The following is a 16,710-nucleotide window of genomic DNA, read 5'->3' on the forward strand; positions in this document are numbered from 1 at the left end:
GGGCCATCCGCGTGAGACGACACTCGTCCGCTCACTCACAGAACCGGAGCTGGGCCGCGCTCTGACCGCGGCTCTCACCGTCGCGACGGACGAACTGGAACGATCCGATCCGGCACTCGCCATACGCCTGCGCCCCATGCTCGCGGAACTGTCGGGATCAACGGCTCCGGAACCGGGAAACCGCGGGTAGAGGATTTTCATCAGTGGTCGACCGCGCACGGCGGTCACGGGAAGGTCAAAGGGCGGGAATGGACAAGGTACTTGCGGGCCTGGACGAGGCCGTCGGCTCGGGGGATCCCTGGGAGGGCGTGGACGCGGAGGCCGTGGCGCGGGCCGCGCGGCAGCAGGCCGAGCGCCCGGTGCCCGGCGTCGAGGACATGGCGTCGTATCTCGCCGCCCAGGTGTCCGACGACTCCCACCGGGAGGTCATCGGCCCGCTGCTGGACGGCCAGGGCGCGAGCGGGGTCGTCGTCCGGCGCGGCGGGGTCATCGCGTCCTGGGGGGATCCGACGCGCGTCGAGATGGCGTACAGCGCGACGAAAAGCGTGCTGGCGCTGGTGGCCGGCATCGCCCACGACAACGGATTGCTGGTCCTCGACGAGCCGGTCGCGGTCCGCGTCGGGCTGCCGCAGTTCGCCGACGACCATGGGCGGGGGATCACCTGGCGCCATCTGCTGGACCAGACGAGCCAGTGGGAGGGCGAGCTGTGGTCCAAGCCGACATCAGTCGACGCGCAGAGCACGCGGGAGGGCACCGAGTCGCCCGGCGGGCCGCCCGGTGAGGGCTGGGCGTACAACGACGTCCGCGTGAACCTCGCCGCCCTGGCGCTCACCGCCCTGTTCCGCCGGGCACTGCCGGACGTCCTGCGGGACCGCGTCATGACCCCGATCGGCGCCTCGTCGTCCTGGTCCTGGCACGGCTACGCCAACTCCTTCACGGACCTCGACGGCGCCCGCGTGCCCGTGGTCTCCGGCGGCGCCCACTGGGGCGGAGGCCTGTGGATCAACGCCCTCGACCTGGCCCGCCTCGGGCACCTGTGCCTGCGCGGCGGCCAATGGGGCCGAACGCAGGTGCTCTCCGCCCGCTGGATCGAGCAGATGTGGACACCATGCCGGCGCAAGCCCAACTACGGCCTGTCCTGGTGGCTCAACGACCACCACACCGTATGGCCGGCCGCCCCGGCAACCGGCCGCTGCGCCCGCGGCAACGGCGGCGGCCACCTGCTGTGGGTCGACCCTGCCCGCGACCTGGTCATCAGCTCCCGCTGGGGCACCGAGGTCGAGACCCTCCTCGCCGCGGTGTCGCAGGCGGTCGAGCCGCGCCCCTCCGAAAACCCGTCGTGACGCGGTCCGTACCGCTGCTAAGAAGTGGAGATGCCCACCGAAGCCGACCCCGGCCCCGCAGCCGAGCCCAACGCCCTCGACCCGCTGACCCACCTGCTCGCCGAGCGCGCCTGCGAGCGGCTGATCGTCGAGTTCCTCCGCCGTCTCGACCTCGGAGACCCCGGCACCGTGGCGGAGCTGTTCACGCCCGACGGAGTGTGGGAATGGCCGCAGGGCGCCCGCCGGATCGAGGGGCGTGAGGCGCTGCGGGACTACTTCGGGTCGCGGCCGGCGGACCGGCTGTCGCGGCGGATGTGTACGAACATCCTGGTCACCGTGGACTCCCCGACGACGGCCGCCGCCACGTCGTACTTCGCGACGTACCGCGTCGACGGCTACAGCGGCGGCATGCTGCCGCCCCGCCTGCCCGCGAACGTGGGGCACTACGAGGACACGTTCCGCAAGGAGAACGGCGTCTGGCTGCTCGCCACCCGGTCCACGTTCCTGCCCTTCGGCGGCCCCACGGAGCGCGTCAGCTCGCCCGGCCGGCGGTCGTAGCGTCAAGGCGTTCCCAGAGACCGGCCAGGTGCGTGTGCAGGACCTCATCGGCCTCTTCGGAAGTGAGGTGGCCGATGAGTACGTGGCTGGTGAGGCCGTCCGCGAGGGCGAGCAGGGCCCGGGCCTCGCGCCGTGGCTCGGGCGGCGCGGTGTCTTCGTCGGCGGGGCCACTCTCGGTGGCCACCGTGGCCTCCGTCGCCTCCGTGATGAGGCGGGCGAAGAGGTCCTGGAGAGCCGCGTAACTGGTCCTCAGGGTGTCGGCGAGCGGCTCGCTGACGGCGGCCTGGGCGACGAAGGCGAGCCAGACCCGTGCCTCTGCGCGGTGTTCCTCGCGGAGCAGGGCGACCTCGGTGGCCGCATGGCCCAGGGCGGTGGCGGGCGACTGGGCCGGGCCGCTGCTCAGCCGGGCCCGCACGCGTTCGGTGATCCGCTCGCCGACGTAGCCGACGGCGAACAGGAGCATCTCCTCCTTGCTGCGGAAGCAGCGCTGCACAGCCCCCATGGAGACCTGCGCGACGGCGGCGACGTCGCGCAGCGTCACGCCCTCCAGCCCGCGTTCGTCGGCGATGAGGCAGACGGCCTCGGCGATCCGGCGGCGTCGGCCTTCGTGGTCCACCTGCCTTGGCATGCCCGGTCGTCTCCTTCGCCTTCTTTTCCGATGCGCTTGCATCGATCCTAGGCTACGGTTCCGATGCAAGCGCATCGCAACGTGAACGGGAAGGGCAGGGGTCGTGCAGAACGCCCTGTGGAAGATGTCGGCCGCCGCCCAGGCAGCGGCAGTTCGCGACGGAGACGTCTCGGCCGTGGAACTGGTCGACAGCCATCTGGACCGCATCGCCGAGGTCAACCCGCAGGTGAACGCGGTCACGCAGCTGTTGGCCCAGCGCGCCCGGGAGACCGCGGCGCAGACGGACCGAAAGCGGGCCGCGGGCGAGCAGTTGGGGCCTCTGGCCGGCGTGCCGTTCACCGTGAAGGAGACCACCGCCGTCGAAGGTGTACCGACCACGCTCGGGTCCGCGCGCTTCCGCGACCTGGTGGCGCCGGCCGACGCGCCCCCGGTGGCACGGTTGCGTGCGGCGGGAGCGATACCGATCGGGCACAGCAACATACCCACTCTGATCCTGGCCGGGATGCACACCCGCAGCGAGTTGTTCGGCGACACCGTCAACCCGTGGGACCGGAGCCGGACCCCGGGGGGCACCAGTGGCGGCGACGGAGTGGCCGTCGCCACCGGCATGGCCGCGCTCGGCCTCGGCAACGATTCCGGCGGATCAGTACGGATCCCGGCCTCGTTCTGCGGTGTGGCAGGGCTGAAGCCGACCACCGGGCGGTTCCCCGCCGACCACCGCGTCCTCGGCCCGGACGACCCCGGACCGGCGTCACAGATGCTGGTCACCGACGGCCCCCTGGCCCGCACCGTCGCCGACCTGCGACTGGCATACGAGGCGCTGGCCGGGACCGATCCGCGGGACCCGCGGGCCGTGCCCGTACCCGTATACGGTGAGCGGCTGCCGGGGCCGATGAAGGTCGCGGTCGTCGCCGACCCCGGTGGCCACGGCGTCCACCCCACGGTGCGCGGGGCCGTCGCGACCGCGGCCGACGCGCTGCGGGACGCCGGGTACGACGTGCGGGAGGTGGCGGACGTTCCGCGGTTGGACGAGGCGCTGGAGGCGTACAACCGGATCACCGTGACCGAGTTCGCACCGGCCTGGCCCACCGTGCGAAAACTGCTCGGCGAAGGTGGAGATCGCTACATCGAGATGACCATGGAGCAGACCCCGCCCGCGACCGCCGAGGAGTTCATGAAGCTGATGGGCGCCTGGCTCAACATCCGCCGGTCCTGGGCGGAGTTCCTCGACGAGTACCCGCTGCTGCTGGGGCCGGTGTTCACCGAGCCGCCCGTCGAGCCGGGGCTGGAGTCACGCGACAGGGCAGGACGGCAACGGGTCGGGGCGGGGATGCGCCTGTGCTCGGTGACCAGTTTCGTGGGCGTGCCCGGGGTGGCCGTACCGACCGGGTTGACCGATGGGCTGCCGTCCGGTGTGCAGATCGTCGGGCGCCCGTTCCGGGAGGACCTGTGCCTGGCCGCTGCCCAGGAAATCGAGGACCGCCTCGGAGTGCTCACACCGATCGACCCACGCCGACACTCCACAATGGGCCCATGAGCACCACGATCACCCTCGTCCGCGGCGACATCACCGACCAGCACGCCGACGCCATCGTCAACGCCGCGAACTCCTCCCTCCTCGGCGGCGGAGGCGTCGACGGCGCCATCCACCGCCGGGGCGGGCCCGAGGTCCTGGAGGCGTGCCGGGCGCTGCGGGCGTCCCACTACGGCAAAGGGCTGCCGACCGGGCGGGCCGTGGCCACGACGGCGGGGCGGCTGCACGCCGAGTGGGTGATCCACACCGTGGGGCCCGTGTGGTCCGCCACCGAGGACCGCTCGGAACTCCTCGCCTCCTGCTACCACGAGTCGCTGGGGGTCGCGGACGAACTCGGCGCCCGCACTGTCGCGTTCCCGGCCATCTCCACCGGCGTCTACCGGTGGCCGATGGAGGACGCAGCTCGCATCGCCGTCGAGACGGTGCGGGCCACGGACACAGCCGTCGAGGAGGTCAGGTTCGTCCTCTTCGACGAGCCCGCGTACGCGGCGTTCGCCGCGCACGCAGGTTAAGGACGCGGTCGGGGCGATCAGCAGACCGCGGTCAGCAGGCAGCCGTTGCCCGCAAGGTCTCGCGGTGCGCGCGGTTCGTGGCCATCAGCCCTTCGAGTGCGTCCCGGGTGTGGATGAGCTCGTCGATGTGGCGGGAGAGCCGGTCGTGCTCCTGTGCCATCCGCTCCAGCGCGGCGTCGGAATTCTCCTCGCTGGGCGCGTCGACACACGGCAGCACTTCGGCGATGGTGCGGCTGGACAGACCCGCGGCGTACATCCGCTGGATGAACGTGACCCGCTCGACCTCGTCATCCGTGTAATGCCGCTGCCCGCTGGCGCTGCGGGTACTGGTGAGCAGCCCCTGCTCCTCGTAATAGCGCAGGGATCTGACGCTGACCCCGGCTCGTGCGGCGAGCTCCCCGATGCGCATGCCGTCCTCCCGACTGTGACCCGCGACACAGAGCCTTGCCTCTGACATCCATGTGAGGTTTTAGCGTAACCGCCGAGCGCCCGAGAAGCGGGCGCCGCGGATCGCGGAGGAATGCCGACGTGACGACGACCCTTTTCGACAGCTACCGGCTCGGCGACCTGACGCTGCCCAACCGGGTGGTGATGGCCCCGATGTCGCGGATCCGGGCCGCCGACGGCGGTCTGGCGACGCCGTCGATGGCGACGTACTACGCGCAGCGGGCCACCGCCGGGCTGATCGTGACCGAAGGCGTGCAGCCGAGTCTGATCGGGCAGTCCAATCCGGGTACACCGGGACTGCACACCGATGAGCAGGTCGCCGCGTGGCGCCCGGTGACCGCCGCCGTGCACTCCAGCGGCGGCCGGATCTTCGCCCAGCTCATGCACGGCGGGCGGGTCTCGCACCCGGACACCACCGGTATGCGCCCGGTCGGGCCCTCGGCCGTCGCCGCCGTCGGCGAGGTGTTCACCCCGACCGGGCCCCAGCCCACGCCGACGCCGCGCGCCCTGGAGACCGCTGAGGTGCCCGAGCACGCCCAGTCGTACGCCCGGGCCGCCCGCCGCGCCATCGACGCCGGCTTCGACGGTGTCGAGCTGCACGGCGCCAATGGCTATCTGATCTCGCAGTTCCTCTCCTCTAACGCCAACCTGCGCACGGACCGCTACGGAGGCTCGGTCGCAGGCCGGATCCGGTTCGCCGTCGAGGCGGTGTCGGCGACCGTGGAGGCCGTCGGCGGGGCCAGGACCGGTATACGTCTCTCCCCGGGCGGGACGTTCTGGGGCGTGGCGGAAGCCGATGTTCCAGAGCTCTACACCGCGCTGCTGACCGAGCTGGCCCGGCTTGAGGTGGCGTACGTGCATCTCGAAGCCACCGCCGACGAGGAGATGTTGGTGGGGCTGCGCCGTGCGTGGCCCGGCACCCTCATCATGAACCCGGTGCTTCCGATGGGCCCGAAGCAGACCGGGCGGACCGAGGCCGACCACTGGCTCGGGCTGGGGGCCGACCTCATCAGCTTCGGCCGCGCCTTCATCGCCAACCCCGACCTGGTCGAGCGGCTGCGCACCGGGCTCCCGATCGCCCCCGCCGACGAGGCCACGTACTACCAGGGCGGCGACGCGGGTTATCTGACCTACTCGGCGTATCAGCACACGGCCTGACGCCGAGCGCGCCAGGAGACGCGTCACCCGGCCCCGGGAACGGTCCGGGGGAAGGCCCGCCGGTACTCGCTCGGCGACACTCCGATGTGCCGGAGGAAGTGGTGGCGGAGGTTGTTGGCCGTGCCCAGGCCGCTGAGTTCGCCGATCCTCTCGATGGGGAGGTCGGTCGACTCCAGTAGGGACTGGGCCCGCCCGAGGCGCTGGGTGAGCAGCCACTGCAAGGGCGTCGTCCCCGTGGCCTCCTGGAGCCGACGGTAGAAGGTACGGGGGCTCATCGCGGCCCGCAGCGCCAAGTCCCGCACCGTCAGAGGCCGGTCGAGGTGGGAGCGGGCCCAGTCCAGTACGGGGGCCAGTGCGTCGTCGTCGGTCGCGGGCACGGACAGGTCGATGAACTGGGCCTGGCCGCCGGGCCGGTGGGCGGGCACCACCATGCGGCGGGCCAGCTGGTTCGCGACATGGGCGCCGAGGTCGCGGCGCACCAGATGGAGGCAGAGGTCGAGCCCGGCGGTCAGGCCCGCGCTGGTGAGCACGTCGCCGTCGTCCACGTACAGCACCGAGTCGTCGACCCGCACCTTCGGATAGCGCTGGGCGAGTTGGGCGGTGTGCTGCCAATGGGCCGTGGCGCGCCGCCCGTCGAGCAGCCCGGCCTCGGCGAGCGCGAAGGCGCCGGTGCACAGGGAGACCATGCGGGCGCCCGCGTCGTAGGCCCGGCGCAGGGCCAGGATCAGCGCCTCCGGCAGGGGTTTGCCCTCTTCGACACAGGCGTCGGGCACCGACGGCACGATGACCGTGTCGGCTCCGACCAGGTCGTCGAGGCCGTAGCCGGTCCGCAGCACGAACCCGGTGCCGGCGGCGGCGTCGGCGTCCTTGGGTCGCTCACCCTCTCCCGTGCCGCACAGCATCAGCTCGTACCAGGGGTCGGCCAGGTCGGACTGCGCCTTCCCGAAGACGGTGCAGGGGATGCTCAGCTCGTAGAGGTCCCAGGAGGGGAGCCCGATCTCCTCGGTCACGACCACGGCCACGGAACCAGCGTTCATGCCTCGCAGCGTATGGCAGGAATTTGGTGATGGCCGTCATCGGTGTCACTGTCCGCGGCCGCCGGGCGCTGCGAGCGTGGGAGGTGAGTGATCAACCGCTGTGTGCGGACGTACAAGGAGTTGTGAGTTGAACGCTGACCACCAGGCCGTCACGGTCATCGGACTGGGCTCGATGGGCTCGGCGCTGGCCGCCGCGCTGCTGGACCGCGGCCACCCGACCACCGTGTGGAACCGCTCGGCGGACCGGGCCCGGGCGCTGGCCGACCGGGGAGCCCGCCCGGCCGCGACGCCCCGGGAGGCGATCGCGGCGAGCCCGCTCATCTTCGCGTGCGTACTGGACTACGAGGCGCTGCACACCGTCCTCGACCCCGTCGCCGACTCCCTCGCGGGGAGGGTCCTGGTCAACCTCACCTCCGGCTCGCCGGAGCAGGCCCACGAGATGGCCGCGTGGGCCCGGTCGCACGGCGCCGACTACCTCGACGGCGCGATCATGACCACCCCGCCCGGCGTGGGCAGCCCCGAGATGATGTTCCTCTACAGCGGTCCGCACGCCGTCTTCGAAGCCCACCGGCCGACCCTGGCGGCCCTGGGCGACCCCCTGCACCTGTCCGACGACCCCGGCCTGGCCTCCCTCTACGACGCGGCCCTGCTCGGCCTGATGTGGTCCACCATGGCCGGCTGGCTGCACGGCACCGCGCTGGTCGGCGCCGAGAAGACGCCGGCCACGGCCTTCACCCCGGTCGCGATCCGCTGGCTGACCGCCGTGACCGGCTTCCTCACCACCTACGCACCGCAGGTGGACGCCGGCCGCTATCCGGGCGACGACGCGACCATCGACGTACAGATCGCGGCCATCGAGCACCTGCTCCACGCGGCGGCATCCCGGGGCATCGACAACGCCCTGCCCCAACTGCTGAAGTCCACCATGGAGCGGGCCAGGGCCGCGGGCCACGGCTCGGACAGCTTCGCGGGTGTGATCGAGGTCCTGAGGAAGCCGGCGGCGGACCAGTGACCACGACGTCCGCGGCCATCCCCGACCCCGCCCCGGGACCGATGCCCCTCGCCACCACCGCGCCCTGGGCGGAGCTGCTGTCGGCCGCCGCCGACGACTGCCTGGCTGCTCTCCTCACCACCGCCGACCAGGACTGGTCACGCCCGGCCCACGGCCTCGACTGGACCTGCCGGGAGACCCTCGACCACCTCGCCCTGGGCCTGACCGGCTACGCCGGCCTGCTCATCGCCCGGCCCCAGGACCGCTACGTCACGCTCTTCGCCTCGCTCGATCCCGAGGCCCCGGTCCCCGCCTGTCTGGAGGGGATCCGGATCGCCACGTCCCTTCTCACCTCCACCGTCCGGGACACGGCCACCCATGTGCGCGCCTGGCACCCCTGGGGGCACTCCGACGCCGCCGGGTTCGCCGCCATGGGCATCACCGAACTACTTGTCCACACCTACGACATCACCCGCGCCTTCGGGCTTCCCTGGGCCCCGCCCGACGGCCCGGTCGGTGCCGCGCTCACCCGTCTCTTCCCCGGTGCCCCGGCGGGCAACAGCCCGTTTGACACCCTGTTGTGGTGCACCGGACGTATCCCGCTTCCCGGCCGTCCGCGGCGCGCCGAGTGGCAGTGGGACGGAACTACCGAAGGAGACAGGAATGCCAGATCTGCGCCAGGCCCGCACATCCGACCACCCCGCGATCGTGAGGTGCGTGCAGACATGGTGGGGTGACTCCCGCACGCCCGAGCAGGCCCGGGAGTTGTCGCTGCTGCTGCCGAAGCTGTTTCTGCAGTTCTTCTCCGGCACCAGCCTGGTGCGGGAGGACGAGGCGGGGGCCGTCGAGGCGTTCCTGGTCGGCTTCTACTCCGGCGACAACGACCGTGAGGCCTATATCCACTTCGTGGGGGTGGACCCCCGGCTGCGTGGGCAGGGCGTGGCCCGCGGGCTCTACGAGGCCTTCTTCCGGCGGGCCGCCGCGGCGGGCCGGACGGAGGTACGCGCGATCACCTCGCCGGGGAACACCGGGTCCATCGCGTTTCACCGGGCCATGGGGTTCGAGCTCGAAGCGGGCGACCGCGAGGTCGACGGGGTGCCCGTGCACAGCGACTACGACGGGTTGGGGCAGGCCCGTGTGTGCTTCCGCAAGCGGCTCGACGGCACTCTCACAACGCGATGACGTCGCGGTCGACTGAAGGCAGCTCCCAGGGTTCGAGCGTCCCGTCGCACAGCTCGGCGAGGAACTGGACGGCGCCGCCCGCGTAGTGCCACCAGCCGCCGTTGTGTGAGGCGACGGTGACCAGCCACTCCCTGGGGTCGTCCCCGGTGGTGGTCCACAGGAACATGTCGCCCTGGTTCGACTCCGCCCACGGGAGCAGCCCGCCCGGGACCGGGTAGGGGCGCAGACCGGCTGTCATGTCGTGTTCCCACCAGTCCACAAGGTCCTCGGTCAGCGTCTCGCGGATGCCGGCGAGGAGGTACTGCTCCCGTCCCTGCTCGGGGGAGGGGACGAGGAGGAAGTCGCCGAGGAGGAGGGTGGGGTACCACTCGGCGAGGCGCTTGTAGTCGGCGGGCAGTGCGGTGCCCAGGCCGTCCTCCAGCACCGCCCAGTCGGGCACAACAGGCTCCGGCCGACGGTGAGCCGCCAGCCCGGGCACGGCGCGCTCCAGTGCGGCGATCGCCTCGTCCGGATCGGTGAGGCGGCGCGCCGGGGTCTGCGTGCCGATCAGGTCGTCGGTCGGGTCGTCCGTCGGGGTGTCGGTCGGGTGGCCGGTCATGGTGCACAGGGTGACACACCGGTCCGACAGCGGCCCTGGCCACGGCCGCTGCGCAAGGGCGCCGGGTGGCACCAACTCCCGTTCCAGAATGGCCGATTCCTGTTTCGGACTGCGATCAGCAGTTCACCTTCCCGTCATCTGACCAAGCCCGGAATGTGGGCTTCCGGGAGCACGCTGCCGCCGTGAGACGCATATTCGGAATCGTCCTGGCGGTTCTGCTGATCGGCGGTGTGGCTGTCGCCGTCGTCGCGGGACGCGATAAGGACAAGGGCACGGCAACGACGACCGTGCGCGGGGTGATCGGGTCGGAGAAGGCCGAGTTCTTCGCCGACCCCGACGTGGTGAAGGCCCTCGCAGCCAAGGGATTCACCGTCAAGACGGAGACGTCCGGCTCCTGGGCGATGGAGAACCTGTCGCTCAAGGGGTACGACTTCGCCTTCCCGAGCAGCGAGTCCCCGGCCGCCGAGCTGGCCCGGAAGGCCGGGGTCAACGGCACACCGCTGCGGCCGTTCTACTCGCCGCTGGTGGTCGTCGCGCATCGCAACGCCGCCGGGGTACTCGCCGGGAACGGGCTCGCGACGCTGACCGGCAAGAACACCGGCAGGCTGAAGATGGACGCCTACCTCAAGGCCGCCAAGGAGGACCGCACCTGGCAGCAGCTCAAGGGCTCGGAGAAGTACAGCGAGCTGAACGGCGTGGTGTCCATCACCAGCACCGACCCCGCCCAGTCCAACTCGGGCGCGCTGTATCTGGCCGCCGCCTCGTACGTGGCGAACGGCGGCCGTATCGTCGCCGATGACGACGGCCTCGCCCGCACCGCCCCGCTGATGAAGAAGCTCATCAGCGTCCAGGGCGCCCAGCAGTCCAGCTCCGACGCCCCGTTCCGGGACTTCATCAGCGGGGCGGCCAACCCGCTGGTCCTGGTCTACGAATCGCAGGTCGCCTCGCTGCTGATGCAGAAGCAGGACGTCGGCGACATGGTCGTCCTCTACCCGGACGTCACGGTCAACAGCGACCACACCCTGGTGCCGCTGACCCCCGAGGGCCGCAAGCTCGGGGAGCTGCTGAGCGGCGACAAGAAGCTGCGCGAGCTGGCGGTGCGGCACGGCTTCCGGCCGCAGGGCGCGGCGTCCGAGTTCATCGCCGCCACCGCGTCCCACACCGCGTATCTCAACCAGCGGCTGACCGGGGTCCGGCAGGCGCCCGTGCCCAAGGCCGAGGTGCTGCGGGACCTCGCGCGACGAGCCAGGAACTAGGGACAGGAGACCACCATGGCCACTGACAACACCGACGACCTGGTTCTCACCCCGCCCGAGCCCGTCGCCCCGGTGCCCAAGGAGAAGGCCGCCGGCCTGGTGCCGGTCGAGGACTCCGTACGGGACGACATGGAGCGCCGCGCCGCCGAGTACGTGAACACGCTGGCCGGACTGGACGCCCGCTCCCCCGAGTTCGCCACCCGGATCGGCGAGATCACCGCGCTCGGCACGGGTGAGATGCGCGGCGCCGCCCAGCAGTCCAACCGGATGCTGGACCGCACCGTGCGCTCCCTCGCGCAGGGCGAGGGCGGCGGCGACGCGCAGACCCGGGTGTCCTCCTCGCTGGTCGAACTGCGCCGCACCGTCGAGGACCTGGACCCGCGCGACACCCAGCTGAAGGGCGCGCGCAAGCTGCTGTCCAAGCTGCCGGGCGGCAACAAGCTGCGCGACCACGTCGCCAAGTACGCCTCCGCCCAGGGCACCCTCAACAAGATCGTCGGCTCGCTGCGCGGCGGCCAGGACGAGCTGCGCCGCGACAACGCCGCCCTGCACACCGAGCGCGTCCGCCTGTGGGAGTCCATGGGCAAGCTCCAGGAGTACGCGGTGCTGGCCGACGCCCTGGACACGGCGGTCGAGCGGCAGATCACGGCCGTCGAGGCCACCGACCCGGTGCAGGCGGACGCGCTGCGGGCCGACGTCCTCTTCCCCGTACGGCAGAAGCACCAGGACCTGCTGACGCAGCTCGCGGTGTGCGCGCAGGGGTATCTGGCGATGGATGTCGTACGCCGGAACAACGAGGAGCTGATCAAGGGCGTCGACCGGGCCGCGACCACCACCGTCTCGGCGCTGCGCATCGCGGTGATGCTGTCCTCCGCGCTGGAGAGCCAGCGCAAGGTGACCGAGCAGGTCAACGCCCTGCGCGGGACCACCGAGGACCTGATCCGGGGCAACGCGGAGATGCTGGCCACCCAGAGCGGCGAGATCCAGCGGATCGCGGCCGACCCGGCGGTGGGCGTGGAGACGCTGCGCGGCGCGTTCCAGCAGATCTACCGGACGCTGGACGCGATCGACACGTACAAGGCGCGGGCGACCGAGTCGATGGCGGCGACGGTGGAGGCCCTGACGGACGAGCTACAGCAGGCGAGCACGTATCTGGAGCGCACCCGCTCGGCGAGCGCGGCCGAGGGGAGCCTTCAGTGAGCCCATTCCCTCAAGGCGTGCCCCGGCGCGCCTTCATGGCCCTCGGCCTCGCCGCCGTACTGCCGGTGAGCGCCTGCACCTCGGAAGACGGAGGGGATAAGGAGGGCGAGGGGGGCAAGCGCGCCCCCGGCACGCTGCGGATCCTGGCGAGCAGCGAGCTGACGGACATGAAGCCGGTGCTGGACGCGGCGCGCGAGGCGACCGGCGTCACCGTCGAGGCCACCTGGTCCGGCACCCTGGACGCGGTCGAGCAGGTGGCCTCCGGGAAGGCGGACGGGGCGTACGACGCGATCTGGCTGTCGTCCAACGACTATCTGCGGCTGCGCCCGGAGACCGCCAAGAAGGTCACCTCGGAGACGCCGGTGATGACCTCGCCGGTCGCCCTCGGCGTCAAGGCGGACGTCGTGCGGCGGCTGGGCTGGCACCCGGACCAGGTCACCTGGGCCCGGATCCACCAGGCGGTGGCCGACGGGAAGCTGACGTACGGGATGACCGACCCGGTGCGCTCCAACTCCGGCTTCTCGGCGCTCATCTCGATCGCCTCGGGGCTGTCCGGCGCCCAGTCGGCGCTGCGCGACGCCGACGTGCGGAAGGTCACGCCGAAGCTCAAGGAGTTCTTCGCGGGGCAGAAGCTGACGTCCGGCTCCTCCGGGTGGCTGGCCCAGGCGTACACCCGGCGCGGGGACGTGGACGCCCTGATCAACTACGAGTCCGTGCTGCTGTCCCTGAACCGCGACCACCACACCGGCCTGACGGTGATCCGCCCGCAGGACGGCGTCGTGACCGCCGACTACCCGCTCACCGCGCTCGCCTCCGCGCCCCAGGACGCGCGGGACTCGGTCCGCGCGCTCACCGAGTATCTGCGGTCCACGAAGGCGCAGCGCACGCTGACCGAGCGGACCTTCCGGCGGCCCGTCGTCACCTCCGTCCGGCCCGCGGCCCCGCTGTCCGCCGCCAAGCGGCGCGAACTGCCCTTCCCCGGCACCCGGTCGGTGGCCGACGGGCTGCTCGCCGCCTACGAGAACGAGCTGCGGCGCCCCTCGCGGACGGTGTACGTGCTGGACACCTCCGGCTCGATGGAGGGCGACCGGCTCGGCCGGCTGAAGGCGGCGCTCACCCAGCTGGCCGGCGCGGACGGCGCACCCACCGGGGAGCGGTTCCGGGACCGGGAGGAGGTGACGCTGATGCCCTTCGGCTCCGCGGTGAAGGCGGTCCGTACGCACACGGTCCCCAAGGACGACCCGGGCAAGGCGCTCGCCGCGATCCGCGCGGACGCGAAGGCGCTGACCGCCGACGGGGAGACCGCGATCTTCAGCAGCCTGCGGGAGGCATACCGCCACCTCGCCCAGCGTGCCTCGGCCGTCGGGGACGACCGCTTCACCTCGATCGTGCTGATGACGGACGGGGAGAACACGGCCGGAGCGTCCGCCGACGACTTCGAGGCCTTCTACCGGCGCCTCCCCGGGGCACAGCGGACGACCCCCGTCTTCCCGATCGTCTTCGGCGACTCCGACCGGGCCGAGCTGGAGGGCATCGCCTCCCTCACCGGCGGACGGCTCTTCGACGCAACCAAGAGCTCGCTGGACCAGGCCTTCGAGGAGATCCGTGGCTACCAATAAGGTCACCAATAAGGTCCTGCGCTATCTGGAGTCCCGCAAGAACATCGCCGGCGGCGCGGCGGGGATCGTGGGCCTGGCCCTCACCTTCACCGGCCTCGCGGGCGCCTACTGGCCGGTGGTGGTGGCGGGGCTGTACGGCGCGGGCGCGCTGATCGCCCCGCCCGAGCGGCCCGCGGCGCCGGACTTCCCCGACCCCGCCCGGGAACTGGACGCCCTGCGGGAGGACTTCGCGCGGCTCCGGGACTACCTCGGCCAGGTCGAGCTGCCGCCCGCGGCCTCCGGCCGCCTCACCGAGCTGGACGGGCTGCTGGCGGCGCTGCTCGACCCGGAGCTGGCGGGCGAGGCGCTGATGCTCGACCCGGAGGGGACGTACACGCTGTCGCGGATCATCCGCCACGACGTCCCCGAGGCCGTCGACACCTACGCCCGCACCCGCTGGTGGGCCCGGCTCACCCCGGGCACGGACCCTCCCGAGCGCCATCTGGAGCGGCAGCTGACGCTGCTGTTCGACGAGGCGGACGCGATGGCCGCGGCCCTGCGGGAGGCGGAGGCGCGCCGCCAGCAGACGCATACGCGGTATCTGGAGGAGCGGGGGCGCAACAATTAGGCGGGGCCCGCACTGTCGTGTGCGGGCCCCGGCCTGAACGGCGCGGTGCGGGCCGTGGCTGAGCCTCAGCCTCAGCTCAGGTTCAGCCTCGGGCTCAGCCCAGGCGCTCGACGAGCGCGCGGTGCTCGTCCCACATCTCCTGCGGCGTGTGGTCGCCGAAGGTGCGCAGGTGGTCGGGGACCAGCGCCGCTTCCTCGCGCCATACGCCCTTGTCGACGGTCAGCAGCAGGTCGAGGTCGGCGTCGGCGATGTCCAGGCCTTCGGTGTCCAGCGCCTCGCGGGTCGGCAGCACGCCGATCGGGGTCTCGACGCCCTCGGCCTTGCCGTCGAGGCGGTCCACGATCCACTTGAGCACGCGGCTGTTCTCACCGAAGCCCGGCCACACGAACCGGCCGCCGGCGTCCTTGCGGAACCAGTTCACGTAGTAGATCTTCGGCAGCTTGGCCGGGTCGGCGTCCTTGCCGACCTTGACCCAGTGGGCCATGTAGTCGCCCATGTTGTAGCCGCAGAACGGCAGCATGGCGAACGGGTCGCGGCGCAGCTCGCCGACCTTGCCCTCGGCCGCGGCGGTCTTCTCGCTGGCCACGTTGGCGCCGAGGAAGACGCCGTGCTGCCAGTCGAAGGACTCGGTGACCAGCGGCACCGCGCTGGCCCGGCGGCCGCCGAAGAGGATCGCCGAGATCGGCACGCCCTTGGGGTCCTCCCACTCGGGCGCGATGATCGGGCACTGCCCGGCGGGCACGGTGAAGCGGGCGTTGGGGTGGGCGGCGGGGGTGCCGGACTCGGGCGTCCAGTCGTTGCCCTTCCAGTCGGTGAGGTGCGCGGGCGCATCCTCGGTCATGCCCTCCCACCACACGTCGCCGTCGTCGGTGAGCGCGACGTTGGTGAAGACCGAGTTGCCCCACAGGGTCTTCATGGCGTTGGCGTTGGTGTGCTCGCCGGTGCCGGGCGCGACGCCGAAGAAGCCCGCCTCGGGGTTGATCGCGTAGAGCCGGCCGTCCTCGCCGAAGCGCATCCAGGCGATGTCGTCGCCGATGGTCTCGACCGTCCAGCCGTGGATGGTCGGCTCCAGCATGGCGAGGTTGGTCTTGCCGCAGGCGCTGGGGAAGGCCGCGGCGACGTACTTGGCCTCGCCGCGCGGCGGGGTGAGCTTGAGGATCAGCATGTGCTCGGCGAGCCAGCCCTCGTCGCGGGCCATGACAGAGGCGATGCGCAGGGCGTAGCACTTCTTGCCGAGCAGCGCGTTTCCGCCGTAGCCGGAGCCGTACGACCAGATCTCCCGGGCCTCGGGGAAGTGGGAGATGTACTTGGTGGAGTTGCACGGCCACGGAACGTCGGCCTGGCCGGGCTCCAGCGGGGCGCCGAGGGTGTGCACGGCCTTGACGAAGAAGCCCTGGTCACCGAGGACGTCGAGGACGTCCTGGCCCATGCGGGTCATGGTGCGCATGGAGACGGCGACGTACGCGGAGTCGGTGATCTCGACGCCGATCGCGGACAGCGGCGAGCCGAGCGGGCCCATGCAGAAGGGCACCACGTACATGGTCCGGCCGCGCATCGAACCCCGGAAGACGCCCTGCTCCCCGGCGAAGATCTGGCGCATCTCGTCCGGGTGTTTCCAGTGGTTGGTCGGGCCCGCGTCCTGCTCGCGCTCGGAGCATATGAAGGTGCGGTCCTCGACGCGCGCCACGTCCGTGGGGTCGGAGGCCGCGTAGTACGAGTTCGGCCGCTTGATCGGGTCGAGACGCTGGAAGGTGCCCTTTTCCACGAGCTCCGCGCACAGGCGCTCGTACTCCGCCTCCGAGCCGTCGCACCACACCACCCGGTCGGGCTGGGTGAGTTCGGCGATCTCGCCGACCCAGGAGATCAGCTCCTGGTGGCTGGTGGGGGCTGCGGTGGTTGAGGAAGCCACATTGCTGGGCGCCACGATCGCTCCATCCCGCCGGGACCGCGCCGGTCCGGCGTCACTGATTGAGGGTTTGGGCGGATATGTGCACTCATACCCGCATATTAGGTTCTGGAGGTTATGGAGACAGCTACCCCTTGGGGGCTGCGACCCGGACG

General features: G+C 71.6%; 17 protein-coding genes. 12 read left to right on the plus strand and 5 right to left on the minus strand.

Translation table 11 applies throughout. The annotated features are described in order from the left end of the window. Positions 1–248: 248 nt before the first annotated feature. Together ACWY4P_RS20180 and ACWY4P_RS20185 are read left to right on the plus strand one after the other, a co-directional pair. Positions 249–1,343, plus strand: coding sequence for a serine hydrolase domain-containing protein (locus tag ACWY4P_RS20180; RefSeq protein ID WP_456211934.1), 1,095 nt, complete (start codon positions 249–251; stop codon positions 1,341–1,343). Between the two features lie 30 nt (positions 1,344–1,373). Further along, positions 1,374–1,880 (plus strand): nuclear transport factor 2 family protein, encoded by a 507-nt coding sequence (locus ACWY4P_RS20185; RefSeq protein ID WP_456211935.1) that lies wholly within the window; start codon positions 1,374–1,376, stop codon positions 1,878–1,880. Here ACWY4P_RS20185 and ACWY4P_RS20190 read toward each other — a convergent pair. Next, positions 1,855–2,508: a TetR/AcrR family transcriptional regulator gene (locus ACWY4P_RS20190; RefSeq protein WP_456211936.1), complete on the minus strand. Its 654-nt coding sequence runs from the start codon at positions 2,506–2,508 to the stop codon at positions 1,855–1,857. The genes ACWY4P_RS20185 and ACWY4P_RS20190 overlap by 26 nt on opposite strands. A 124-nt stretch (positions 2,509–2,632) precedes the next feature. Between ACWY4P_RS20190 and ACWY4P_RS20195 the strand changes: the two genes are divergently transcribed. Together ACWY4P_RS20195 and ACWY4P_RS20200 are read left to right on the plus strand one after the other, a co-directional pair. Beyond that, entirely contained in the window at positions 2,633–4,045 is a 1,413-nt protein-coding gene (locus ACWY4P_RS20195) for an amidase (protein WP_456212995.1), read from the plus strand. Beyond that, a complete protein-coding gene (locus tag ACWY4P_RS20200; RefSeq protein WP_456211937.1) occupies positions 4,042–4,554 on the plus strand; it encodes an O-acetyl-ADP-ribose deacetylase in 513 nt (170 codons plus the stop codon). The genes ACWY4P_RS20195 and ACWY4P_RS20200 overlap by 4 nt, the downstream gene beginning before the upstream one ends. A gap of 31 nt (positions 4,555–4,585) precedes the next feature. Here the strand turns inward: ACWY4P_RS20200 and ACWY4P_RS20205 are convergent, their stop codons facing one another. Beyond that, entirely contained in the window at positions 4,586–4,963 is a 378-nt protein-coding gene (locus ACWY4P_RS20205) for a MerR family transcriptional regulator (protein ID WP_456211938.1), read from the minus strand. A gap of 182 nt (positions 4,964–5,145) precedes the next feature. Between ACWY4P_RS20205 and ACWY4P_RS20210 the strand changes: the two genes are divergently transcribed. Continuing rightward, positions 5,146–6,159 carry an alkene reductase gene (locus tag ACWY4P_RS20210; protein WP_456212996.1) on the plus strand — a complete coding sequence of 338 codons (1,014 nt, stop codon included), beginning with the start codon at positions 5,146–5,148 and terminating at the stop codon, positions 6,157–6,159. 23 nt (positions 6,160–6,182) lie between these two features. Here ACWY4P_RS20210 and ACWY4P_RS20215 read toward each other — a convergent pair whose 3' ends face one another. Continuing rightward, the gene (locus ACWY4P_RS20215) at positions 6,183–7,175 is read right to left on the minus strand and encodes a GlxA family transcriptional regulator (protein WP_456212997.1); all 993 of its coding nucleotides are present in this window, start codon (positions 7,173–7,175) and stop codon (positions 6,183–6,185) included. A 148-nt stretch (positions 7,176–7,323) separates the two neighbouring features. Between ACWY4P_RS20215 and ACWY4P_RS20220 the strand changes: the two genes are divergently transcribed. The 3 genes from ACWY4P_RS20220 to ACWY4P_RS20230 are packed head-to-tail and all read left to right on the plus strand — an operon-like array spanning position 7,324 to position 9,369. Then, positions 7,324–8,208 carry an NAD(P)-dependent oxidoreductase gene (locus tag ACWY4P_RS20220; RefSeq protein WP_456211939.1) on the plus strand — a complete coding sequence of 295 codons (885 nt, stop codon included), beginning with the start codon at positions 7,324–7,326 and terminating at the stop codon, positions 8,206–8,208. Next, positions 8,205–8,924 (plus strand): maleylpyruvate isomerase N-terminal domain-containing protein, encoded by a 720-nt coding sequence (locus tag ACWY4P_RS20225; RefSeq protein WP_456211940.1) that lies wholly within the window; start codon positions 8,205–8,207, stop codon positions 8,922–8,924. The genes ACWY4P_RS20220 and ACWY4P_RS20225 overlap by 4 nt, the downstream gene beginning before the upstream one ends. Continuing rightward, positions 8,905–9,369, plus strand: coding sequence for an N-acetyltransferase family protein (locus ACWY4P_RS20230; RefSeq protein WP_456211941.1), 465 nt, complete (start codon positions 8,905–8,907; stop codon positions 9,367–9,369). Before ACWY4P_RS20225 ends, ACWY4P_RS20230 begins: the two co-directional genes overlap by 20 nt. Here ACWY4P_RS20230 and ACWY4P_RS20235 read toward each other — a convergent pair. After that, on the minus strand, positions 9,356–9,967 hold the full coding sequence (locus tag ACWY4P_RS20235; protein WP_456211942.1) for an SMI1/KNR4 family protein: 612 nt from the start codon (positions 9,965–9,967) through the stop codon (positions 9,356–9,358). The genes ACWY4P_RS20230 and ACWY4P_RS20235 overlap by 14 nt on opposite strands. A 155-nt stretch (positions 9,968–10,122) precedes the next feature. Between ACWY4P_RS20235 and ACWY4P_RS20240 the strand changes: the two genes are divergently transcribed. From ACWY4P_RS20240 to ACWY4P_RS20255, 4 genes are read left to right on the plus strand one after another with little or no spacing between them, the layout of a single operon-like run. After that, on the plus strand, positions 10,123–11,223 hold the full coding sequence (locus ACWY4P_RS20240) for a hypothetical protein (RefSeq protein WP_456211943.1): 1,101 nt from the start codon (positions 10,123–10,125) through the stop codon (positions 11,221–11,223). A 15-nt stretch (positions 11,224–11,238) separates the two neighbouring features. Then, complete coding sequence (locus tag ACWY4P_RS20245) at positions 11,239–12,423, plus strand: toxic anion resistance protein (RefSeq protein WP_456211944.1); 1,185 nt, start codon at positions 11,239–11,241, stop codon at positions 12,421–12,423. Positions 12,424–12,458: 35 nt separating this feature from the next. Beyond that, a complete protein-coding gene (locus ACWY4P_RS20250; protein ID WP_456212998.1) occupies positions 12,459–14,042 on the plus strand; it encodes a substrate-binding and vWA domain-containing protein in 1,584 nt (527 codons plus the stop codon). Further along, the gene (locus ACWY4P_RS20255) at positions 14,029–14,649 is read left to right on the plus strand and encodes a hypothetical protein (RefSeq protein ID WP_456211945.1); all 621 of its coding nucleotides are present in this window, start codon (positions 14,029–14,031) and stop codon (positions 14,647–14,649) included. Before ACWY4P_RS20250 ends, ACWY4P_RS20255 begins: the two co-directional genes overlap by 14 nt. A gap of 94 nt (positions 14,650–14,743) precedes the next feature. On the opposite strand, the gene ACWY4P_RS20260 is transcribed toward ACWY4P_RS20255, so the two are convergent. After that, the gene (locus ACWY4P_RS20260; protein ID WP_456211946.1) at positions 14,744–16,573 is read right to left on the minus strand and encodes a phosphoenolpyruvate carboxykinase (GTP); all 1,830 of its coding nucleotides are present in this window, start codon (positions 16,571–16,573) and stop codon (positions 14,744–14,746) included. Between the last annotated feature and the right edge of the window lie 137 nt (positions 16,574–16,710).

The sequence above is a fragment of the Streptomyces sp. LZ34 genome (assembly GCF_053890475.1).

What these genes read in the sequence shown, in the direction of transcription:
- ACWY4P_RS20180 (WP_456211934.1), top strand. Translation starts at nt 249, where the DNA reads ATGGACAAGGTACTTGCGGGCCTGGACGAGGCCGTCGGCTCGGGGGAT.
- ACWY4P_RS20185 (WP_456211935.1), top strand. Translation starts at nt 1,374, where the DNA reads ATGCCCACCGAAGCCGACCCCGGCCCCGCAGCCGAGCCCAACGCCCTC.
- ACWY4P_RS20190 (WP_456211936.1), bottom strand. Translation starts at nt 2,508, where the DNA reads ATGCCAAGGCAGGTGGACCACGAAGGCCGACGCCGCCGGATCGCCGAG.
- ACWY4P_RS20195 (WP_456212995.1), top strand. Translation starts at nt 2,633, where the DNA reads ATGTCGGCCGCCGCCCAGGCAGCGGCAGTTCGCGACGGAGACGTCTCG.
- ACWY4P_RS20200 (WP_456211937.1), top strand. Translation starts at nt 4,042, where the DNA reads ATGAGCACCACGATCACCCTCGTCCGCGGCGACATCACCGACCAGCAC.
- ACWY4P_RS20205 (WP_456211938.1), bottom strand. Translation starts at nt 4,963, where the DNA reads ATGCGCATCGGGGAGCTCGCCGCACGAGCCGGGGTCAGCGTCAGATCC.
- ACWY4P_RS20210 (WP_456212996.1), top strand. Translation starts at nt 5,146, where the DNA reads ATGGCCCCGATGTCGCGGATCCGGGCCGCCGACGGCGGTCTGGCGACG.
- ACWY4P_RS20235 (WP_456211942.1), bottom strand. Translation starts at nt 9,967, where the DNA reads ATGACCGGCCACCCGACCGACACCCCGACGGACGACCCGACCGACGAC.
- ACWY4P_RS20245 (WP_456211944.1), top strand. Translation starts at nt 11,239, where the DNA reads ATGGCCACTGACAACACCGACGACCTGGTTCTCACCCCGCCCGAGCCC.
- ACWY4P_RS20250 (WP_456212998.1), top strand. Translation starts at nt 12,459, where the DNA reads ATGGCCCTCGGCCTCGCCGCCGTACTGCCGGTGAGCGCCTGCACCTCG.